This window comes from Modestobacter sp. SYSU DS0904, from assembly GCF_054051115.1.
On record NZ_JBJHAQ010000007.1, the window covers coordinates 107,257 to 128,053 of the forward strand.

Annotated in this window: 20 protein-coding genes; 15 read left to right on the top strand and 5 right to left on the bottom strand. The window is 76.5% G+C overall.

Annotated features, from left to right (window positions below):
- The first annotated feature begins 11 nt into the window (after nucleotides 1-11).
- From ACI79U_RS07185 to ACI79U_RS07230, 10 genes are all read left to right on the top strand, one after another.
- The gene (locus tag ACI79U_RS07185; RefSeq protein WP_457064002.1) at nucleotides 12-1,571 is read left to right on the top strand and encodes a uroporphyrinogen-III synthase; all 1,560 of its coding nucleotides are present in this window, start codon (nucleotides 12-14) and stop codon (nucleotides 1,569-1,571) included.
- Nucleotides 1,568-2,575 carry a porphobilinogen synthase gene (hemB, locus tag ACI79U_RS07190; RefSeq protein ID WP_457064000.1) on the top strand — a complete coding sequence of 336 codons (1,008 nt, stop codon included), beginning with the start codon at nucleotides 1,568-1,570 and terminating at the stop codon, nucleotides 2,573-2,575. The genes ACI79U_RS07185 and hemB overlap by 4 nt, the downstream gene beginning before the upstream one ends.
- Before the next feature lie 13 nt (nucleotides 2,576-2,588).
- Complete coding sequence (locus tag ACI79U_RS07195; RefSeq protein WP_457063998.1) at nucleotides 2,589-3,110, top strand: hypothetical protein; 522 nt, start codon at nucleotides 2,589-2,591, stop codon at nucleotides 3,108-3,110.
- Nucleotides 3,107-4,474, top strand: coding sequence for a glutamate-1-semialdehyde 2,1-aminomutase (gene hemL, locus ACI79U_RS07200; RefSeq protein ID WP_457063996.1), 1,368 nt, complete (start codon nucleotides 3,107-3,109; stop codon nucleotides 4,472-4,474). The genes ACI79U_RS07195 and hemL overlap by 4 nt, the downstream gene beginning before the upstream one ends.
- Nucleotides 4,471-5,139 carry a histidine phosphatase family protein gene (locus ACI79U_RS07205; protein WP_457063994.1) on the top strand — a complete coding sequence of 223 codons (669 nt, stop codon included), beginning with the start codon at nucleotides 4,471-4,473 and terminating at the stop codon, nucleotides 5,137-5,139. The genes hemL and ACI79U_RS07205 overlap by 4 nt, the downstream gene beginning before the upstream one ends.
- Nucleotides 5,132-5,707 carry a TlpA family protein disulfide reductase gene (locus ACI79U_RS07210; protein ID WP_457063992.1) on the top strand — a complete coding sequence of 192 codons (576 nt, stop codon included), beginning with the start codon at nucleotides 5,132-5,134 and terminating at the stop codon, nucleotides 5,705-5,707. The genes ACI79U_RS07205 and ACI79U_RS07210 overlap by 8 nt, the downstream gene beginning before the upstream one ends.
- Nucleotide 5,708: 1 nt before the next feature.
- Nucleotides 5,709-6,551 carry a cytochrome c biogenesis CcdA family protein gene (locus ACI79U_RS07215; RefSeq protein WP_457063990.1) on the top strand — a complete coding sequence of 281 codons (843 nt, stop codon included), beginning with the start codon at nucleotides 5,709-5,711 and terminating at the stop codon, nucleotides 6,549-6,551.
- Nucleotides 6,548-8,200, top strand: a complete 1,653-nt coding sequence (resB, locus tag ACI79U_RS07220; RefSeq protein WP_457063988.1) for a cytochrome c biogenesis protein ResB — start codon at nucleotides 6,548-6,550, stop codon at nucleotides 8,198-8,200. The genes ACI79U_RS07215 and resB overlap by 4 nt, the downstream gene beginning before the upstream one ends.
- Nucleotides 8,197-9,165 (top strand): c-type cytochrome biogenesis protein CcsB, encoded by a 969-nt coding sequence (ccsB, locus tag ACI79U_RS07225; RefSeq protein WP_457063986.1) that lies wholly within the window; start codon nucleotides 8,197-8,199, stop codon nucleotides 9,163-9,165. Before resB ends, ccsB begins: the two co-directional genes overlap by 4 nt.
- Before the next feature lie 119 nt (nucleotides 9,166-9,284).
- The gene (locus ACI79U_RS07230; protein ID WP_457063984.1) at nucleotides 9,285-9,581 is read left to right on the top strand and encodes a hypothetical protein; all 297 of its coding nucleotides are present in this window, start codon (nucleotides 9,285-9,287) and stop codon (nucleotides 9,579-9,581) included.
- Between the two features lie 77 nt (nucleotides 9,582-9,658).
- Here ACI79U_RS07230 and ACI79U_RS07235 read toward each other — a convergent pair whose 3' ends face one another.
- Nucleotides 9,659-9,904, bottom strand: a complete 246-nt coding sequence (locus ACI79U_RS07235; protein ID WP_457063982.1) for a hypothetical protein — start codon at nucleotides 9,902-9,904, stop codon at nucleotides 9,659-9,661.
- 154 nt (nucleotides 9,905-10,058) lie between these two features.
- On the opposite strand from ACI79U_RS07235, the gene ACI79U_RS07240 reads away from it, so the two are divergent.
- A complete protein-coding gene (locus ACI79U_RS07240; protein ID WP_457063980.1) occupies nucleotides 10,059-10,487 on the top strand; it encodes an Lrp/AsnC family transcriptional regulator in 429 nt (142 codons plus the stop codon).
- The gene (locus ACI79U_RS07245; RefSeq protein ID WP_457063978.1) at nucleotides 10,480-10,797 is read left to right on the top strand and encodes a DUF4229 domain-containing protein; all 318 of its coding nucleotides are present in this window, start codon (nucleotides 10,480-10,482) and stop codon (nucleotides 10,795-10,797) included. The genes ACI79U_RS07240 and ACI79U_RS07245 overlap by 8 nt, the downstream gene beginning before the upstream one ends.
- Nucleotides 10,798-10,800: 3 nt before the next feature.
- Here ACI79U_RS07245 and ACI79U_RS07250 read toward each other — a convergent pair whose 3' ends face one another.
- Complete coding sequence (locus ACI79U_RS07250; protein WP_457063976.1) at nucleotides 10,801-11,670, bottom strand: 1,4-dihydroxy-2-naphthoate polyprenyltransferase; 870 nt, start codon at nucleotides 11,668-11,670, stop codon at nucleotides 10,801-10,803.
- Entirely contained in the window at nucleotides 11,670-12,830 is a 1,161-nt protein-coding gene (gene menE, locus ACI79U_RS07255; protein ID WP_457063974.1) for an o-succinylbenzoate--CoA ligase, read from the bottom strand. Before menE ends, ACI79U_RS07250 begins: the two co-directional genes overlap by 1 nt.
- A gap of 58 nt (nucleotides 12,831-12,888) precedes the next feature.
- On the opposite strand from menE, the gene ACI79U_RS07260 reads away from it, so the two are divergent.
- Nucleotides 12,889-13,854 carry an o-succinylbenzoate synthase gene (locus ACI79U_RS07260; RefSeq protein ID WP_457063972.1) on the top strand — a complete coding sequence of 322 codons (966 nt, stop codon included), beginning with the start codon at nucleotides 12,889-12,891 and terminating at the stop codon, nucleotides 13,852-13,854.
- Entirely contained in the window at nucleotides 13,851-15,617 is a 1,767-nt protein-coding gene (menD, locus tag ACI79U_RS07265) for a 2-succinyl-5-enolpyruvyl-6-hydroxy-3-cyclohexene-1-carboxylic-acid synthase (protein WP_457063970.1), read from the top strand. Before ACI79U_RS07260 ends, menD begins: the two co-directional genes overlap by 4 nt.
- A 9-nt stretch (nucleotides 15,618-15,626) precedes the next feature.
- Here menD and ACI79U_RS07270 read toward each other — a convergent pair whose 3' ends face one another.
- Both ACI79U_RS07270 and ACI79U_RS07275 read right to left on the bottom strand, forming a co-directional pair.
- Entirely contained in the window at nucleotides 15,627-18,320 is a 2,694-nt protein-coding gene (locus ACI79U_RS07270) for a putative bifunctional diguanylate cyclase/phosphodiesterase (RefSeq protein WP_457064237.1), read from the bottom strand.
- Between the two features lie 84 nt (nucleotides 18,321-18,404).
- Nucleotides 18,405-19,670 carry an isochorismate synthase gene (locus ACI79U_RS07275; RefSeq protein ID WP_457063968.1) on the bottom strand — a complete coding sequence of 422 codons (1,266 nt, stop codon included), beginning with the start codon at nucleotides 19,668-19,670 and terminating at the stop codon, nucleotides 18,405-18,407.
- 38 nt (nucleotides 19,671-19,708) lie between these two features.
- On the opposite strand from ACI79U_RS07275, the gene ACI79U_RS07280 reads away from it, so the two are divergent.
- Nucleotides 19,709-20,425: a demethylmenaquinone methyltransferase gene (locus ACI79U_RS07280; protein WP_457063966.1), complete on the top strand. Its 717-nt coding sequence runs from the start codon at nucleotides 19,709-19,711 to the stop codon at nucleotides 20,423-20,425.
- Nucleotides 20,426-20,797 lie beyond the last annotated feature (372 nt).

Consider the following 20,797-nt stretch of genomic DNA (forward strand, 5'->3'; position numbering starts at 1 on the left):
AGGAGCACGCGATGACGCGCTCACGCAAGCAGAACGGCAGCAGCAAGGGCACCGTGGTGTTCGTCGGTGCCGGCCCCGGCGACCCGGAGCTGCTGACCGCCCGGGCGAGCGCAGCGATCGCCGGTGCCGACACGGTGCTGGTCGACCCGGACGTCTCGGCCGCCATCACCGAGGCGGTGCGCGAGGCGCACTCGGACCTCGAGCTGACCCCGGTCAGCGGTGAGCCGGCCGACGTCGCCAAGGGCGCGGTCGCCGCGGCCAAGAACGGCAACGTGGTGGTCCGGCTGGTCGCCGGTGACCCGTTCACCAGCGACGCCGTCGTCAAGGAGGCGCTGGCGGTCACCCGCACCAGCATCCCGTTCGACGTCGTCCCCGGCGTCGCGGTGAGCACCGCGGTGCCCGGCTACGCCGGTGTCCCGCTGGGTGGCACGTCGGTGACCGCCGACCTCCGCCCGGGCACCGATGCCCCGGCCGAGCTGGCCGCACTGGCCGCTGCCGCCTCCGGCACCGGCGCCACGCTGGTGCTGCAGGCGACCGCCGAGCAGCTGCCCACCGTGGCCGCCGGCCTGGTCGAGGGCGGGCTCCCGGGCTCGACCCCGGTCCTGGTCACCACCGAGGGCAGCGGCACGGCGCAGAAGAGCGTGGCCAGCAAGCTGGCGGCGGTGGCGGAGAAGTCCGCCGGGCTCGAGTCCCTCACCGGTGCGGTCGTGGTCACCATCGGCAGCGCCGTCGACAAGCGCGGCAAGCTCTCCTGGTGGGAGAGCCGCCCGCTGTTCGGCTGGCGGGTGCTGGTGCCGCGGACGAAGGAGCAGGCCGGGGAGATGAGCGACCGGCTGCGCGCCTACGGCGCCGTCCCGGTCGAGGTGCCGACGATCGCCGTCGAGCCGCCGCGCAGCCCCGCGCAGATGGACCGGGCGGTCAAGGGCCTGGTCACCGGCCGGTACGGCTGGATCGTGTTCACCTCCACCAACGCCGTCCGCGCGGTGCGGGAGAAGTTCGTCGAGCTCGGCCTGGACGCCCGCGCCTTCGCCGGCGTGAAGGTCGCCTGCGTCGGCGAGCAGACCGCCCAGGCGGTGCGCGACTTCGGCATCGTGCCGGAGCTGGTGCCCACCGGTGACCAGTCCAGCGAGGGGCTGCTGGCCGACTTCCCGCCCTACGACGACGTCTTCGACCCGATCGACCGGGTGCTGCTGCCCCGCGCCGACATCGCCACCGAGACCCTGGCCGCGGGCCTGGTCGAGCGCGGCTGGGAGATCGACGACGTCACCGCCTACCGCACCGTCCGGGCGGCTCCGCCGGCGGCGACGGTGCGCGAGGCGATCAAGGGCGGCGGCTTCGACGCGGTCTGCTTCACCTCCTCGAGCACGGTGCGCAACCTGGTCGGCATCGCCGGCAAGCCGCACGCCAAGACCGTCGTCGCGGTGATCGGCCCGGCCACCGCCGCCAGCGCCACCGAGTTCGGCCTGCGCGTGGACGTGCAGCCCGAGACCGCCGCGGTCGGCCCGCTGGTCGACGCGCTGGCCGCGTTCGCCGAGGCCCGCCGGGCCGAGGCCGAGGGCGGCGAGAAGTGACCGACCCCGACGTACGCCGGGCCGGCGCCAACCCGGGCTTCGCCCGGGGGCGCCGGCTCCGGTCGACGCCGGCCATGCGCCGGTGGACGGCGCAGACCCGGCTGGCCCCGGCCGACCTGGTGCTGCCCGTCTTCGTCAAGGAGGGCATCACCGAGCCGCAGCCGATCAGCTCCATGCCCGGCGTCGTCCAGCACACCCAGGACTCGCTGCGGAAGGCCGCCGCCGAGGCGGCCGAGGCCGGCATCAGCGGGCTGATGCTCTTCGGCATCCCGGCCGACAAGGACCCGGTGGGCTCGCAGGCCGACGCCGCCGACGGCGTGGTCAACCGCGCGCTGCAGCACCTGCGCGCCGACCTCGGCGACGAGCTGGTGCTGATGGCCGACCTGTGCCTGTGCGAGTACACCGACCACGGGCACTGCGGCGTGGTCACCCCGGCCGGGATCGTGGACAACGACCCCACGCTGGACCGCTACGCCGCCGTGGCGATCGCCCAGGCCCGGGCCGGGGCGCACGTGATCGCCCCCAGCGGGATGATGGACGGTCAGGTCGCGGCGATCCGGCGGGGGCTGGACGGCGCCGCGTACACCGAGACGCCGATCCTCGCCTACGCCGCGAAGTACGCCTCCGGCTTCTACGGCCCGTTCCGCGAGGCCGCCGAGGGCGCGCCGCAGTTCGGTGACCGGTCGACCTACCAGATGGACCCGCCGAACGCCGACGAGGCGCTGCGCGAGGTCGCGCAGGACCTCGCCGAGGGCGCGGACGCGGTGATGGTCAAGCCGGCGCTGCCCTACCTGGACATCGTGGCCCGGGTCGCCGACGCCGTCGACGTCCCGGTGAGCGCCTACCAGGTGAGCGGTGAGTACGCGATGGTCGAGGCGGCCGCGGCCCACGGCTGGGTCGACCGGCAGCGGGCGGTCCTGGAGACGCTGACCGCGATCCGCCGCGCCGGGGCGGGCTCGGTGCTCACCTACTGGGCGGTCGAGGCCGCCCGCTGGCTGCGCTGAGCAGCCCACGCCCATGAGCCCAGAGCCCCCGGACGACGCGACCTACGTCGAGCCCGGGGGCTCGTGGCGGCCGTTCTGGCTGGCCGCCGCGGGCCTGGCGGTGGTCATCGCGCTGGCCGCCGTGCTGCCCGGCCCGGACCTGCCCGCCGGGGCCTGGGCGGCGCTCGCCGTCCTCGTCCTGGGGGTGGTGGCGGCGGGCTGCCTGTCCGCGCGCCGGGCGTGGACGGTGCGGGTCGGTGGCCGCGGCTCCGACGCCGCGCTGAGCGTCGGCCGGGAGCGGGTCCCGCTGGCCGACGTCGACGCCGACCACCTGCGCGCGGTGCGCGCCGGGACGGCGGGGGTGGACGCCGGCGCCCCGGTCCTCGGCGGCGGCTGGTCACTGCCCCGGGGCCGCACCGGGCTGCCGCTGCGGCGGAACGACGGCGGCACCGTGCTGGTGCCGACCCGCGCGCCGCAGGCTGTGACCGCCGCCATCCTGGCCGGACACCCCGGGGGCGGCGCTCCCACCGATCGGCCTGGGAGAGTGGAGCCGTGACCGAGCCCTACCCGTACGAGGCGCCGGCGTCGGCGCAGTTGTTCGACCGGGCCCGGCGGGTGACGCCGGGTGGGGTCAACTCCCCGGTGCGCGCCTTCCGCGCCGTCGGTGGCACCCCCCGGTTCATGGCCTCGGCGTCCGGACCGTGGCTGACCGACGCCGACGGCCGCCGCTACGTCGACCTGGTGGCCTCCTGGGGGCCGATGATCCTGGGCCACGCCCACCCCGAGGTGGTCGCCGCCGTCACCGCCGCGGCCCGCAACGGGTTCACCTTCGGCACGCCCACCGCGGCCGAGGCCGAGCTGGCCGAGGAGATCGCCGGCCGGGTCGCCCCGGTCGAGCGGGTGCGGCTGGTCAACTCCGGCACCGAGGCGGTGCTCTCGGCCCTGCGGCTGGCCCGCGGCGTCACCGGTCGGCCGCTGGTGGTCAAGTTCGCCGGCTGCTACCACGGCCACGTCGACGCGCTGCTCGCCGCCGCGGGCTCCGGCGTCGCCACCCTGGGCCTGCCCGACACCCCCGGCGTCACCACCGGCGCGGCCGCCGACACCATCGTGCTGCCCTACAACGACGTCGCCGCGGTCGAGGCGGTCTTCGCCGAGCGCGGGCACGAGATCGCCGTCGTCGTCACCGAGGCCGCGCCGGGCAACATGGGCGTCGTCCCGCCGCTGGACGGCTTCAACGCGCACCTGCGGCGGATCACCGCGGCGCACGGCGCGCTCCTGCTGGTCGACGAGGTGATGACCGGCTTCCGGGTGTCCCGCGCCGGCTGGTACGGCCTGGACCCGGTCGACGCCGACCTGTTCACCTTCGGCAAGGTCATGGGCGGCGGCATGCCGGCCGCGGCGTTCGGCGGCCGCGCCGAGGTGATGGAGCAGCTCGCCCCGTCCGGGCCGGTCTACCAGGCGGGCACGCTGGCCGGGAACCCGGTCGCGGTCGCCGCCGGGCTCACCACGCTGCGGCTGTGCACCGACGAGGTCTACGCGCACTGCGACGAGGTGGCCGCCACGCTGCGCGGGGCGGCCAGCGCCGCGCTGTTCGCCGCCGGGGTGCCGCACCGGGTGCAGCAGGCCGGGTCGATGTTCTCGGTGTTCTTCGTGCCCGACGAGCGGCAGGTGCGCGACTACGCCGACGCCCGCACCCAGGACGTCGCCGCGCACACCGCCTTCTTCCACGCCATGCTCGCCCGCGGGGTGTACCTGCCGCCGTCGGCGTTCGAGGCCTGGTTCGTCAGCGCCGCGCTGGACGACGAGGCCGTCGAGCACGTGCTGGCCGCGCTGCCCGCCGCGGCCGCCGCCGCCGCGCAGGCCGCGGGTGGACCCGCGCCGTCGCCGTCGTCCACCGACGCCCAGGAGCTGCAGCCGTGACCGACCCGACTCCGCGCCGAAGTGGCCACTCGGGCGAGACGACCGTCGTGCACGTGATGCGGCACGGTGAGGTGCACAACCCGACCGGGGTGCTCTACGGCCGGCTGCCCGGCTACCGGCTGTCCGAGGCCGGCGAGGGCATGGCCCGCACCGCGGCGGCGTGGTTCGCCGAGCGCGGCGTGACCCACCTGGTGGCCAGCCCGCTGGAGCGCGCACAGCAGACCGCGCAGCCGATCAGCGACGCGCTGGGGCTGCCGGTCGCCACCGACGAGCGGCTGATCGAGGCCGCCAACTCCTTCGAGGGCACGGCCTTCGGCGTCGGCGACGGCGCGCTGAAGCACCCCGGCAACTGGTGGCGGCTGCGCAACCCGTGGACGCCGTCGTGGGGCGAGCCGTACCGGGAGATCGCCGCCCGGATGCTCGGCGCGGTGGCGACCGCCCGGGACGCCGCCCGGGGGCACGCCGCGGTCTGCGTCAGCCACCAGCTGCCGATCTGGACGCTGCGGCTGCACCTGGAAGGGCGCCGCTACCTGCACGACCCACGCCGGCGGGAGTGCGGCCTGGCCAGCGTCACCTCGTTCACCTACTCCGGTGACCGGCTGGTCGGCATCGCCTACGCCGAGCCGGCCGGCGCCACCGACCCGGACGCGGTGCCCGGTGCGTAAGACCCTGGCGGCCGCGCTCGCGCTGACCGGCGCCCTGCTGGCGGGGTGCACCACCGGCGACGACGCCGTCGACGTGACCAACGGCGGTGAGTTCCGGTTCGTCCAGAGCACCCCGGCGGGTGGGGTCATCCCGGAGGACCAGCGGGCCAGCGCCCCGGAGTTCTCCGGCACCCTGCTCGGCGGCGGGGAGTGGGACTCCGGCGAGCTCGCCGGTGACGTCACGGTGCTCAACTTCTGGGGTTCCTGGTGTGCGCCCTGCCGGGTGGAGTCGCCGCAGTTCCAGGAGGTCTACACCGAGGTCGCCGACGACGGGGTGCAGTTCCTCGGGCTGAACGTGAAGGACACCGAGCAGCTGGCGGTCCGGTTCGAGGAGAAGTACGGCATCACCTTCCCCTCGCTCTACGACCCGCGCGGTGAGGTGGCGCTGGCGTTCCGCGACTACCCGGCGGCGGCGATCCCGTCGACGATCGTGCTGGACCGCGAGGGCCGCGTCGCGGCGGTGTACACCGGTGAGGTGCGCCAGGACGACCTGCGCGCGGGGCTGGCGCAGCTCACCGGGGAGGCGTGACGTGGTCGACGCGGTCCGGGAGCTGATCGCCGACGGCCCGCTGCTGGTCGCGGTGCTGGTCTCGGCGCTGGCCGGGCTGATCAGCTTCGCCTCGCCCTGCGTGCTGCCGCTGGTGCCGGGGTACCTCTCCTACGTCACCGGCCTGGTCGGTACCGGCGCCGTGGCCCGCACGACAGCCGCTGCCCCGGCCCCGTCCCCCGCCCCCGGCGGCGCGGTGGCGACGGTGGTGCGGGAGGAAACCCCGGAGCGCGCCCCCCGCCGCCGGATGGTGCTCGGGGCGCTGCTGTTCGTGCTCGGCTTCACCGTCGTCTTCGTGGCGCTGAGCAGCGCGTTCGGCAGCCTCGGGCGGCTGCTGCTGGAGTACAACGACGTCATCACCCGGGTGATGGGCGTGGTCACGATCCTGGTCGGGCTCGGCTTCCTCGGCTGGCTGCCGTTCCTGCAGCGGACGGCGCGGCTGAACACCCGCCCGGCCGCCGGGCTGGCCGGCGCCCCGCTGCTCGGCGTCGTCTTCGGTCTGGGCTGGACCCCGTGCCTGGGCCCCACCCTCTCCGCGGTGCAGAACCTCGCCTTCCAGGAGGCGACCGCGGCCCGCGGCGCGCTGCTGGGCCTGGCCTACTGCCTGGGACTGGGCGTGCCGTTCGTGCTGGTCGCCCTCGGCGCCCGCTGGGCGGTCGGCGCGATGTCCTTCCTCAAGCGCCACGCCCGCTCGGTCACCCGGTTCGGTGGCGCCGTCCTGGTGCTGGTCGGGCTGCTGCTGGTCACCGGCGCGTGGACCGAGATGATGCGCTGGCTGCAGGGCTGGCTGGCCGCCACCGGGCTGGCCGAGGGCGCCCCGCTGTGACGATCACCGCCCCACCACGCGCAGCCGCCGCACCCGCCCCGCCGCCCCGCCCCTCGGCCGGTCGGCGGGTGCTCAACCGGCTGCTGCGCTGGTGGCGCCAGCTCACCGCGATGCGCACCGCGCTGATCCTGCTGTTCCTGCTGGCCCTGGCCGCCATCCCCGGCTCGCTGCTGCCCCAGCGGTCGCTGTCGCAGAGCACCGTCACCCAGTACTTCGCCGACAACCCGACGCTCGCGCCGTGGCTGGACCGGCTCTACCTGTTCGACGTCTTCAGCTCCCCGTGGTTCGCCGCGGTCTACCTGCTGCTGTTCACCTCGCTGATCGGCTGCGTGCTGCCCCGGGCGATCGAGCACGGCCGCTCGCTGTTCACCCCGCCGCCCTCGGCGCCCCGGCACCTGCACCGGCTGCCGGAGTCCGCCGCGCTGCCCACCCCGCTGGCCGGACCGGCGGCGCTGGACGTGGTGGAGGAGGAGCTGCGGGTCCGCCGCTTCCGGGTGGTCCGGCGCGACAGCCGAGGACACACCGCCGGGTCCAGCGGGGCGGGCCCCGAGCTCTCGGCGGAGAAGGGCTACCTGCGCGAGACCGGCAACGTGCTGTTCCACCTGTCCCTGCTGGCGCTGCTGGTCGGGCTGGCCGGCGGGAAGCTCTGGGGCTACGAGGGCAGCATCCTGGTCACCGAGGGCGGCGGCTTCTGCAACACCTTCCAGCAGTACGACACCTACTCCGCCGGCCCGCTCGTCGACAACGGCGCGATGTCGGACCTCTGCGTGGACCTGGACGACTTCCAGGCGACCTACGAGGAGGACCGGACCGCGGCCTCGTACACCGCCGACATCACCTACGGCCCGGCCGGCGGGAGCGCCGACCGGGAGACCACGATCGGGGTCAACGACCCGCTGCGGACCGACGGCGACCGGGTCTACGTGACCGGCCACGGCTACAGCCCCGAGTTCAGCGTCGCGCTCCCCGACGGGACGACGTTCACCGACCTGTCGGTGCCGTTCCTCCCCGGGGACCAGGCCACCATGCTCAGCCAGGGCGTGCTCAAGCTGCCCGATCTCGGCGCGGACCGCACCGACCAGCTGGCGATCGAGGGCTTCTTCGCCCCCACCGGGGTGCTGGATGCCGGGGTGGTCACCTCGGCCGACCCGCGGCCGCTGAACCCGATGGTCGGGGTCATCGTCTACACCGGCTACCTGGGGCTGGACTCCGGGCTGCCGCAGTCGGTCTACTCGCTGGACCAGCGTCTGATCGACCAGGAGCGGCTCACCGAGGTCGGCCGGGCGAACCTGGCCGTGGGGGAGTCGACCACGCTGCCCGACGGCACCGTGGTGACCTTCAGCGGCTACCGGCAGTTCGCCGCGCTGCAGCTGTCCCACGACCCGGGCCAGATCTGGGTTCTCGCCGCCGCGATCGCGGTCCTCGTCGGCCTGCTCGGCATGCTGCTGGTGCGCCGGGAACGGGTCTTCGCCCGGGTCGGCCCGGGGCCGGACGGCGGGGGTACGGTGCTGTCGATCGGCTCGCTGACGCGGGGCAGCGCCGACACCGGCCCCCGGTTCACCGCGCTGACCGACGACGTCGGTCGCGCGCTGGCCGATGCCGCACCGGCACCGCCCCCGTCCCCCGAGAGAGAGGCCCCGCCGTCGTGATCGACGAGTCGCTCGCCGCGCTGTCCGACACGCTCTTCTCCATCACGGTGGGGCTGTACTCCCTGGCCATGGTGGCGTTCTGCGCCGAGCTGGCCTTCGGCCGGCCCGCGCGGGCCCGCGAGCTGGTCGGCGCCGGGAACGCCCCGAGCGCCCCGGCCGGCGCCGTCCCCGGGGCGGAATCCGCGCCGGAGACCGGGCGGGCCCGCCGGCTCGGCCTGGTTGCGATGGCCCTCACCATCGCCGGCGCGCTCACCCACACCGGGGTGCTGGTCGCCCGCGGCATGGCGGCCGACCGGCTGCCCTGGGGCAACATGTACGAGTTCTCCACCGCGGTGGTGCTCGTGGCGGTCGTCGCCTACGTCGTGCTGGCGGTGCGCGCGCCGGCGCTGCGGCACATCGGTGCCTTCGTGCTGGGGCCGGTCGTCCTCTCGCTGGTGCTGATCGGGCTGTTCCTCTACGTGCAGACCGGCCCGCTGGTCGCCGCCCTGCGGTCCAGCTGGCTCGCGGTGCACGTGAGCACCGCGACGCTGGGCTTCGGCATCTTCTTCGTCAGCGGGATCGCCAGCATCCTGTTCCTGGTCCGCAGCCGCCGGGAGTCCCGGGCCGCGGCCGGGGAGGCGCTGGCCCCCTCCCTGCTCGACCGGCTGCCCTCCGCGGCCGCGCTCGACCGCACCGCGCACCGCACCGTCGTCTTCGGGTTCCCGATCTGGACCTTCGCGGTCATCGCCGGGGCGATCTGGGCGGAGAGCGCCTGGGGCCGCTTCTGGGGCTGGGACCCCAAGGAGACCTGGGCGTTCATCGCCTGGGTGGTCTACGCCGCCTACCTGCACGCCCGTACGACCTCGGGCTGGCGGGGCCGGCCCGCCGCATGGATCAACATCGTGGGCCTGGTGGTCATGATCTTCAACCTGCTCTTCGTCAACCTGGTCTCCACCGGGCTGCACAGCTACGGCGGGGTCAGCTGATCCGCTGGTCACCCAGCGTCACGATCGGGTGAAACCGGTCCGGCAGTACGACGGCGGCTCGCGACCGGGCCAGCGGACATGTCATCCTCAGCTCATGACTGAACCCGGTGGAGTTCACTGTGGGTAGGCACCTGGCGGCCGACGGCGCGTCGGTGCACCCGCTGGTCGCGGCAGCACTGGACCAGCGCCCGGAGCCGTCCGGTCCCCGGCACGCCGCCGGTCAGGGCGGGCTCGGCTGGCCGGGCGACCCGGCCGACGGGACCGGGCTGGGCTGGCCCGGCGACCGGGACACCGATCGAGACACCGGCGGGGGCACGGACCAGGCCGGCGCGCGGGACGAGGTCGCCGGCCGGCCTGCTGCCCCGCGACGGGCCGGCTGGCGCCGGCTGTTCGCCGGCTCCCGCACCGCTGCCTGACGTCCCCTGCAACAGCGCGAGCCGTCAGCCCCTCGATCGGGGCTGACGGCTCGCGTCGTCTCGGCGGGGGAGTCGGGTCAGCTCATGCTGCCGTCGTCCCGCTTGGCCCGGCGCTCGAGCTCCCGGAGGAACTCCGGGTCGTCGTCGGGCGCCACCGGCCGGACCGGCGGGCGCTGCGCCCGCGGCGGCCGTGGCGGCCGGGGTCCGGCACCGGGCCGGCCGATCCCACCCGAGCCGCCGGGACCCCCGCTCTGAGCCGCGGCAGCCCGCATCACGAGCACGACCACCACGGCAGCGATCACCAGCATCACCAGGAAGACCATCGGTCCACCCCCCTCGTCTGCACCCAATGTACGACCGCGCCGATACTGGGACCCGGTGATCGCGCGCCCGGGGTGCGCGGCCCACAGACCGGGCACAGCGGGCTCTCAGGAACCGGGTGCGACCACGGCAGGACCGGAGGGCGTCATCGACGCGGTGGACGAGCAGCTGATCGCGCTGCTGGAGGCCAACGGGCGGGCCAGCTACGCCGAACTCGCCCGGCAGGTGGGCCTGTCGGCGCCCTCGGTGCACGAGCGGGTGGGCAAGCTGGAGGCCGCCGGGGTGATCACCGGTTACCGTGCTGTGGTCGACCCGGCCGCGGTGGGGCTCGGGGTGACCGCGCTGGTCGGCGTGATCGAGAGCGACCAGGTCGACGACGTCGGGCTGGAGGAGGCGCTGGCCGCGCTGACCCCGGTCGAGGACTGCTGGCGGGTGGCCGGCAGCGAGGGCTACCTGCTCAAGGTGCGGGTGGTCGACATCCCGGCCCTGGAGGACACCATCAGCGCGATCAACCGGATCCGGGGCGTGGCCCGCACCCGGACGACGGTTGTCCTGTCTACGAAGTGGGAGGGACGTCGTGGCTGACGACGCACAGGCACCGGTGACCCCGGTCGGGCCGACCGGAGCGCCGGCGGAGCCGCCGCCGCTGGTCCCCTGGCTGCTGGCCTACACCTTCGCCCGGCTGGCGATCGTGGCGGCGCTGGTGGCGCTGATCTGGGTGCTGGGGCTGCCCGGCTTCCCCGCGCTGCTGTTCGGCCTGCTGCTGGGCATGCCGGTGGCCTACCTGGCGCTGCGCCCCATGCGCGAGCGGCTCACCGAGGCGATCGCCGCACGGAGCCTGCGCAAGCAGCAGATCCGGGCCGACCTGCGCGGCGAGGACGACCCCGCCGCCTGAGGGCTAGCTGAGCGCGAGCCCCACGCCCAGCAGCACCCCGACGGCGAGGGTGAGCCGGCCGGTGCCCTTCAGCGCGTCGATCAGCGCCGGCCCGCGGCCGCCGGAGAGCACCGTGCGCACCGGGGGCACGGCCAGCGGCACGGCGAGCAGGGCCAGCAGCGCCCAGGGCCGGGCCAGCCCGATGAGCACGATCGCGCCGAAGACGACGACGAGCAGCCCGGTGAAGAACAGCCGGGTGCGGGCCTCCCCGAGCAGCACCGCCAGGGTCCGCTTGCCGACGGCGGCGTCCCCGTGCACGTCGCGGAGGTTGTTCACCACCAGCAGCGCCACCGAGCACAGCCCGATGGGCACCGCGGCGGCGAACGCCAGCCCGTCCAGCGAACGGGTCTGGGCGAACGTCGTCCCGACCACGGCGACCAGGCCGAAGAAGACGAAGACGAACACCTCGCCCAGCGCGCGGTAGCCGTAGGGGATCGGGCCGCCGGTGTAGGTCCAGGCGGCCAGGATGCTCACCGCGCCGACCACCACCAGCCACCAGCTGGACAGCGCGGCCAGCGCGAGACCGGCCACCGCGGCGACGGCGAAGGCGGTCATCGCCGCGACCAGCACCTGCCGGGCGGTGGCGGCGCCGGAGCCGACCAGCCGCATCGGGCCCACCCGGTCGTCGTCGGTGCCGCGCCTGCCGTCGGAGTAGTCGTTGGCGTAGTTCACCGCGACCTGCAGGGACAGCGCGACGAGCAGGGCCAGCAGGGCGGGTGCCAGCCGGAACCCGTCCAGCGCGGCCGCGACGCCGGTACCGACGAACACCGGCGCGAGCGCGGCGGGCAGGGTGCGGGGCCGGGCGCCCGCCAGCCACTGGGCGGGGGTGGCCACTAGATCTCTCCCAGGGTGTGGAGGACGGCGCGCCGGTCGGGCTTGCCGGTGTGCAGGGTCGGGACGGCGTCGATCAGGTGCAGGCCCTTCGGCGCCGCCGCGGCGCCGAGCCGGTCGGTCACCCAGGTGCGCAGCTCCGGCAGCGCGGGCGCGGCCCCGGGGGCGGGGACGACGGCGGCGACGACGCGCTGGCCCCACTCCGGGTCGGGCAGCCCGGCGACGACGGCGTCGGCGACCTGCGGGTGCTCGCGCAGCACCGCCTCCACCGCCTGCGGGACGACGTTCACCCCGCCGCTGATCACCACGTCGTCCCGCCGGCCGTGCACCGCGAGGGCGCCGTCGGGGGACAGCGCACCGGCGTCCCGGGTGCGGAACCAGACCCGGCCGTCCGGATCAGGGCCGAAGGCCTCGGCCGTGGCCGCGGGGTCCAGTCGGTAGCCGTGCGCCAGCACCGGCCCGGCCAGCTCGATCCCGCCGTCGGTGATGCGCACGGACACGCCGTCGAGCGGCTGCCCGTCGTACACGCAGCCCCCGGCGGTCTCGCTCATGCCGTAGGTGGTGCGCACCCGCACCCCGGCGGCCCGCGCCCGGGCCAGCAGTGCGGCGTCGGTGGCGGCCCCGCCGACCAGCACGGCGTCGAAGGAGGCCAGCGCCGCGGGTTCCTCGGCCAGCAGGCGGCGCAGCTGGGTGGGCACCACCGAGGTGTACCGACGGTCACCGGCCGGCAGCCGGGCCGCGGCGGTCGCCAGCGGCTCGCCACGGCCCAGCACCACCGGCTCCCGCCCGGCCAGCGCGCTGCGCACCAGCACCTGCAGCCCGCCGACGGCGGACACCGGCAGCGCCAGCAGCCAGCTCCCCGGGCCGCCCAGCCGGGTCGCGGTGGCGGCCGCCGAGGCCCGCAGCGCCGCGGCGGACAGCAGCACGCCCTTCGGGCCGCCGGTCGAACCGGAGGTCACCACGACCAGGTCGGTGCCCGGCTCCAGCGGCTCGTCCGGGCGCAGCACCGCGCGGGCGGCGGCGGCCGGCCCCGCGCCGGCGGGCAGCACGGCCAGCGGGGCGTCCCCCTCCAGCGCGGCCCGCAGGGCGGGCCAGACGGTGCCCAGCGCGGCGGCGGGTCCGGTGGGGGAGGGCGCCGGCACGAGGGTCAGCTGCCGGGCCACGGGGAGCCACGGTACTGCGCGGCACCCGGGCGCCCGGGGTGCGCTCTACGCTGGGCCGGTGATCGCCCCGGCAGCCGGCGGCGCCGGTACGGCGCTGGAGGCGTACGTCTACCGCGTGCCGTTGCGCAACCGGTTCCGCGGCCTGGACGTGCGCGACGGCGTGCTGGTCCGCGGCCCGGCCGGCTGGGGCGAGTTCTCCCCGTTCTGGGACTACGACGTCGCCGAGAGCCGGCGCTGGTGGGCCAGCGCCCACGAGGCCGCGGTGGTCGGCTGGCCCGACCCGGTGCGCGGCACCGTGCCGGTCAACGTGACGGTGCCCGCGGTCGGCCCGGCACGCGCGCACGGGATCGTCCGGGCGTCGGGCTGCCGCACCGCCAAGGTCAAGGTCGCCGAGCCCGGCCAGACCGCCGCCGACGACCTCGCCCGGGTCGAGGCGGTCCGCGACGCGCTGGGCCCCTCCGGCGCCATCCGGGTCGACGCGAACGCCGCCTGGGACGTCGACACCGCCGCCGACCGGCTGACCGCGCTGGACCGGCTGGTCGGCCTGGAGTACGCCGAGCAGCCGGTGGCCACGGTCGAGGAGCTGGCCGCGCTGCGTCGCCGGGTCGACGTGCGGATCGCTGCGGACGAGGTGGTCCGCCGCGCGCTGGACCCGCGGCGGGTGCCGCTGGCCGACGCCGCCGACGTCGTCGTCCTCAAGGTGCAGCCGCTGGGTGGGGTCCGGGCCGCCCTCGAGGTGGCCGAGGAGCACGGGCTGCCGTGCGTGGTCTCCTCCGCCCTGGAGACCTCGGTGGGCATCGCCGCCGGGGTGGCGCTGGCGGCGGCGCTGCCGGAGCTGCCGTTCGCCTGCGGGCTGGCCACGGTCGCGCTGTTCACCTCCGACGTCGCCAGCGAGCCGCTGCTGCCGGTCGACGGCGCGCTGCCGGTGACCCGCCCGGTGCCCGACCGGCTGGCCGAGACCGCCGCCGACCCCGGCACCGAGCGGCGCTGGCGCGAGCGGCTGGCCGCGGTGCAGGCGCCGTGAACCCGGCCACCGCCTTCGCCCGGGTGCTCGTCGACGAGCTGGTCCGCGGCGGGGTCACCGACGCCGTCGTCTCGCCGGGCTCCCGGTCCGCCCCGGTCGCGCTCGCGCTCGCCGACGCGGAGACCGCCGGCCGGCTGCGGTTGCACGTGCGCATCGACGAGCGGACGGCGGCGTTCCTGGCGCTGGGGCTGGCCAAGGCCGGCGGGCGGCCGGTGCCGGTGCTCACCACCTCCGGGACGGCGACGGCACACCTGCACGCCGCGGTGCTGGAGGCCGACGCCAGCGGGGTGCCGCTGCTCGCGCTCACCGCCGACCGGCCGCCGGAGCTGAGGTCCACCGGCGCCAACCAGACCATCGAACAGCCCGGCCTCTACGGGCGGGCGGTCCGCTGGGCCGCCGACGTCGGCGTGCCCGAGGCCGGGCGCGAGGCGGCGCAGAACCGGTACTGGCGCTCGCTGGTGGCCAAGGCGCTGCTGGTCGCCCGGGGCGAGCTGTCCGGCGACCCGGGCCCGGTGCACCTGAACCTGGCGCTGCGCGAGCCGCTGCTGCCCGACGACGTCACCCCTGACGTCCGCCCACCGCTGCCCACCGGCCCGTTCGCCGGCCGCCCGGACGGTGCGCCGTGGACCGCCGCGGTGCCCGGCGACCGAGCGCCGCGGGGGGCGCCGCTCACCGGACCCGACCCGGCGGGGTCGCGCACCCTGCTGATCGCCGGGGACGCCCCCTCCGCGGTGGGCCGGGCCGCCGCGGTCCTCGCCGACCAGCGGAGCTGGCCGGTGCTCGCCGAGCCCAGCAGCGGTGCGTGGGGCGCCGCCGGGGCGCTGCGCGGGCCGGCGCTGCTGCTCGGGGCGCCGGAGTGGCTGGCCGCGCACCGGCCCGACCGGGTGCTGGTGGTGGGCCGCCCGACGTTGTCCCGCCCGGTGTCCGCGCTGCTCGCCGACCCGGACGTCACGGTGGAGACCTACGCCCCGGCACCCCGCTGGGCCGATCCCGGCCGGGGCAGTGCGCTGGTCGGCAGTGCGCACCTGGACCCGGGCAGCGCGCTGCGCGAGGGCGGGACGCGCCCGGTGGGCGGCTGGGCGGCGGAGTGGTCGGCGGCGGCCGAGCGGGTGGGCGCCGCGGTCGACGCGCTGCTCGACGACCGGCCCGGCCGGGCGCTCACCGCCGCGCGGCTGGCCCGGGACGTGGTCGCGACGCTGCCGGCGGGGGCGCTGCTGGTGCTGGGGTCGTCCACCCCGGTCCGCGACGTCGACCGGCTGGCGGTGCCGCGTCCCGGGCTGACGGTGCTGGCCAACCGCGGCGTCGCCGGGATCGACGGCACCATCTCCACCGCCGTCGGGGCCGCGCTGGCGCACCAGGGGGCCGGGGGCGGGCCGGCGTTCGCGCTGATGGGCGACCTGACGTTCCTGCACGACCTCACCGGGCTGCTCACCGGGACGGGGGAGCCCCGGCCGGACCTGACCGTCGTCGTCCCGGACAACGACGGCGGCGGGATCTTCGCCCAGCTCGAGCCGGGGCAGCCGCAGTACGCGGCGGGCTACCGGCGGGTGTTCGGCACCCCGCACGGGCGGGACCTGGTGGCGGTGGCGCGCTCGCTGGGCTGGGCGGCCACCGCGGTCACCGATCCCGAGCAGCTGGTCGCGGCACTCGGCGCCGGCGGGCCGCGGGTCGTCGTCGTCCGCACCGACGCCGCGGCGGAGGCCGAGCTGGCCGGGCAGCTGCGTGCCACGGCGGCGGCGGTGCTGCGCACCGCGCGGGGCTGACCGGCCGGCTCAGGCCCGGGCGCCGGGCACCGGCGGGCGCAGCGCGGACGACTCGTCCAGCAGCAGCAGGTCGGCCGCCGCCTCCTCCAGCGGCTCGGCGAACAGGTAGCCCTGGGCCAGGTCGCAGCGCTCGGCGCGCAGCCGGTCGCGCTGGGCGGCGGTCTCGACCCCCTCGGCCACCACCTCCAGGCGCAGCGTGCGGCCCAGCTGCACCAGGCCGTGCACGATGGCCGCGTCGTCCGGGGAGCCGTCGAGCAGGCTGACGAACGAGCGGTCGATCTTGAGCACGTCGACGTCGAACTGGCGCAGCCAGCTCAGCGACGAGTAGCCGGTGCCGAAGTCGTCCAGCGCCAGTCGGGTGCCCAGCCCGCGCAGCTCGGCGAGCCGTTCGGCGACCGCGGACCGGTCGGTGACCAGCGCCGTCTCGGTGACCTCCAGCACCAGCGACGAGGGCGTGATGCCGCTGTCGGACAGCGCCTCGGTGACGTGCCCGACCAGCGTGCCGCCGGCCAGCTGGCGGGCGGAGACGTTGACCGCCATCGACAGCGGCGTGCCGCGGGGGTGGGCGCGCTGCCAGCGGGCGGCGGTGCGGGTGGCCTCGGCGAGCACCCAGCGGCCGATCGGCACGATCAGCCCGGAGTCCTCGGCGATCGGGACGAACCGGTCCGGCCCGATCGGGCCGAGCACCGGGTGCTGCCAGCGCAGCAGCGCCTCGAACCCGACGACCCGCTCGGTGGCCAGGTCGACCACGGGTTGGTAGACCAGCCGCAGCTGCCCGGCGTCCAGGGCCCCGGCCAGCTGGCGCTCCAGCTCGATCCGTTCCAAGGCGGCGGCGCGCATCTCCGGGTCGAAGACCACTGACTGCGCGCGGCCGGCGGACTTGGCCCGGTACATGGCGATGTCGGCGTCCCGGAACAGCGACAGCGGCGTCGCCGCGGCCTCGGCGGCGACGATGCCGATGCTGGCGGCCACCGAGACGCGGTGTCCGCCGAGGTCGATCGGGGCCTCGATCACGTCCAGCAGCCGCTGGGCGAGCGCGGCGGCCTCGGGCAGCCCGCCGCGGGTGTCGTCGACCAGGACGGCGAACTCGTCACCGCCCAGCCGGGCGACGGTGTCCGCGGTGCGGACGGCGCCCAGCAGCCGGCTCCCGACGGTGCGCAGCAGCTCGTCGCCGGCCAGGTGGCCGAGGCTGTCGTTGACGTCCTTGAAGCCGTCCAGGTCCAGGCACAGCACGATCGGTGGGGTGCCGGTGCGGCCGGCGCGGCGCAGCGCCTGCTCGGTGTGGTCCAGGAAGAGCGAGCGGTTGGCCAGGCCGGTCAGCGCGTCGTAGAACGCCTGGTGGGCCAGCTCCTGCTCGGCGAGCTTGCGGGCGGTGATGTCGTAGACGCTCACCACGATGCCGCCGACGTCCGGGTCGTCGAGCAGGTCGACGGCGCGGCCGCCCAGCCAGACGGTGCCCCCGGCGGGGTGCCCGCCCTGCAGCTCCAGGTCGGAGGCGGTGCCCCGCTGGGCGCGGGCCCGGGCCAGCACGGCCAGCACGTCGGCGGGGTCGACGCCGATGGTGGCGAGCATCGCCGTCAGCGAGTCGCCGGCGACGCCGGGCTGGCCCAGCAGCTCGGCCATCGACCGCGAGTCGGCCACCAGCCGCCCGGTGGGGTCGACGACGACGACCGCGTCGGAGGAGTTGAGCGCCAGCGCCTCGAAGCGGCGGGCCTGGGTGCGGACCGCCGCCCAGGCGCGCTCGCTGTCGGTGACCAGCATGCGGGTGCGGATGGTGCTGATCACCAGCAGGACGCTCCACACCAGCAGCCCGGGAACGGGGTTGACGGTGGCCTCGTGGCGCCAGGCCAGCACCTGCACCAGCGCCGGAGCGGTGAACGGGGCGATGGTGATCGCCACCCGCCAGGGACCGTGCCCCGGCCGGGAGATGGCCGCCTCCGCGTCGCGTCCGGACGGCGGTGGCACCCATGGCACCAGGGCGAAGAGCGTCACGCCGGCCATCCAGGCGGCGTCCAGCCAGCCGCTGACGGTGTCCGGGGAGGCGAGCAGCAGCCAGCCCAGGTCGGCGCAGAGCCAGCACAGCGCCCCGCCGAGCACCAGCGCGCCGACCGCGCGCACCCGGCCGTTGAGCATGACCCGCCAGGCGATCAGCCCGACGACGACGACGTCGAGCACCGGGTAGCCGATCCAGGTCAACCGGGCGAGGGCGGGCACACCGTGGTCGGTCAGCGTCTCCGCCACCCGGCTGTGGTGCACGACGAACAGGGCCACCGCCAGGGCCGCCGTGCCGTCCAGCACCGCGTACATCCGGGCCCCGGGACGGGGGCGGCCACCGAACCGGGCGGTGAGACAGGCGGCGCCGAGGGCGACGTAGCTGCTCAGCCAGCCCAGGTCGGCCACAGAGACCTCCGGGGCGGAGCCGGTCAGCCACACTTCCAGCTGCCACGCGAGGTCGCCCAGGGCGTTGCCGGTCAGCGCGACCGGCACCCACGGCAGCTGGGTGCGGCGGTTCTGCGGGCGGGTGCGGTCGGCGTACCAGGCGACGGCCGCGGCCCCCGTGCTGACCAGCAGGAAGGCGCAGCTGGCGACGGTGGTGCCGGAGAGCAGCAGCACGGTCGCGATCGCGGCCGTCGTCCCCAGGGCCAGGGCGCCGGCCACCACGCGTCGCCGGCGGACCGGCGACGGGGACGGGGCGGCGGGCATCACCAGGGGATGGTCGGCCGGGACGCCCGTTGTCTTGACGGAACTGGGGCCGGCTCTGCTCTTCCGGGTGACCCGAGGGGGAACTCAGTCCTCCAGGGCGGCCTGGACGGCGGCGAACTTCGCCTGCGTCTCGGCGAGCTCGGCCGCCGCGTCCGAACCGGAGACGATCCCGCAGCCGGCGAACAGCCGCGCCTGCCGGCCGCCCTCGGCCCCGGTCAGCTGGGCGCAGCGCAGCGCCAGCCCGAACTCGCCGTCCCCCTGGGCGTCCAGCCAGCCGACCGGGCCGGCGTACCGGCCGCGGTTCATCTCCTCGAGCTCGCCGATCAGGGCCGCCGCGCGGTCGGTGGGGGTGCCGCAGACCGCCGCCGTCGGGTGCACCGCGGCGATCAGCTCGAGCAGGTCGGCGCCGCCCCGCTGCCGGCCGCGCACGTCGGTGGCGAGGTGGCGGACGTTGGGGAGGGTGAGCAGCGAGGGCCCGGTCGGCACGTCGATGACGTCGCAGTACGGGCGCAGGGCGTCGACCAGGGAGCGGACGGCGTAGCCGTGCTCGGCGAGGTCCTTGGCCGAGCGCTGCAGGGCGGCGGCGAGCCGCTCGTCCTCGGCGCCCGCGCCGCGCGGGGCGGTGCCGGCCAGCACCCGGGCGGAGAGCTGGTCGCCGGTGCGGCGCAGCAGCAGCTCGGGGGTGGCGCCGAGCAGGTCGTCGACGGCGAAGGTCCAGCAGTCGGGGAAGCGCTCGGCCAGGCGCAGCAGCAGCCGGCGGGGGTCGATCGGCTCGTCGGCGCTGACCAGCAGGTCGCGGGCGAGCACCACCTTGTCCAGCGCGCCGGCGTCTATCCGGGCCACCGCCGCCTCGACGGAGGCGCACCAGGTGGCCGGGTCGAGCGAGCCGTCGGCGTAGCGGAGCTGGCCGATGGACGTGGTCGTCACCGCCGGCGAGGTCTCCACGACCGCGCGCTCCTCGGCGCCGGCGTCCCCGGTGACGGTGACCCAGGTGGCGCCGTCCCGCCGCCCGACGACCACCTCCGGGACGATGAACACCGAGCTCGACGCCGCCGGGTCGAAGGCGATGGAGGCGAAGACCACCGGGCCGGAGCCGGGGACGCCGACCGGGTCGTGCACCTCGGTGCGGGCGCACCGGTCGGCCCACCAGGCGGCGGCGGTGGCCAGTGCGTCGGGCCCGGACACCTCCAGCCGGTCGGCCTCGCCCCAGCCGACCAGCCCCTCGCCACGGCGCACCCAGGCCAGCGCGCCGTCGGAGGGGACCAGCGTGAGCAGCGGGGTGTGCCGCCTGCCCAGGGCGGTGGTGGTGACGACAGCCGCTGTGGTGGGGGAGGGCGCGGCCGGGCTCACCGCTCCAGGGTAGGAGGCGCGCAGGTAGCGTCCCCGACGTGGCGACCGGTGGACGACCTGACGGGGTGGGCCTGCGCGCCGGGCTGGACAAGCGCCCGGCCGACGTCGCGGCGATGTTCGACCGGGTCGCCGGGCGCTACGACCTGACCAACACCGTGCTCTCGGGTGGGCTGGACAGCGGCTGGCGGCGGGCGACCCGGGAGGCGCTCGGCGCGCGACCGGGGTCGACGGTGCTCGACGTCGCGGCCGGGACGGCGGTCTCCACGGTCGAGCTCGCGGCCGGGGGCGTGCACGCGATCGCCTGCGACTTCTCCCAGGGGATGCTGCGGGCCGGGGCGTCGCGTCCGGTGCCGAAGGTCGCCGGTGACGCGATGGCCCTGCCACTGGCCGACGAGAGCGTCGACGGGGTGGTCATCTCCTTCGGGCTGCGCAACGTGGCCGACCCGCGGCAGGCGCTGCGCGAGTTCCGCCGGGTCACCCGGCCCGGGGGGCGGCTGGTGGTGTGCGAGTTCTCCCGGCCGACGTGGGCGCCGTTCCGCACGGTCTACACCGAGTACCTGATGCGGGCGCTCCCCTCCATCGCCCGGACGGTCAGCAGCAACCCGGAGGCCTACGTCTACCTGGCGGAGTCGGTCCGCGCGTGGCCGGCGCAGCCGGAGCTGGCGACCTGGCTGCAGGACTCCGGCTGGCTCGACGTCGCGTGGCGGGACCTGACCGGCGGCGTCGTCGCGCTGCACCGCGGCACCCGCGGCTAGGGGCGACGGCCCCGCCGGGTCGGCAGGCGTCCGGTGTCGACTCGTCGACGCCTGGTGCCCGGGGCAGGGGTGCGCAGCTCGTCACTCGGGGAGCGCCGTTGGGTGTTCCCCGTCCGCGCCAGGGAGAGCAGGCTCGGGGCATGACGACCCCGCCCACGCCCGAGCCGCCCACGCCCGACCCCCAGCCCACGCCGGAGCCCCAGCCGCCCACGCCCGGGCCGCAGCCGCCCTCGCCGTCCCCGTCGCCCACCGACCCCATCTCCCCACCGGCCCCGGCACCGGTCCCCAGCCCGGACCCGACCGACCCGACGGCACCGCCGCCCGCGCCGGCGCCCGGGCCACAGTGAGCCCGTGAGCCGCCCCACGCGGCCT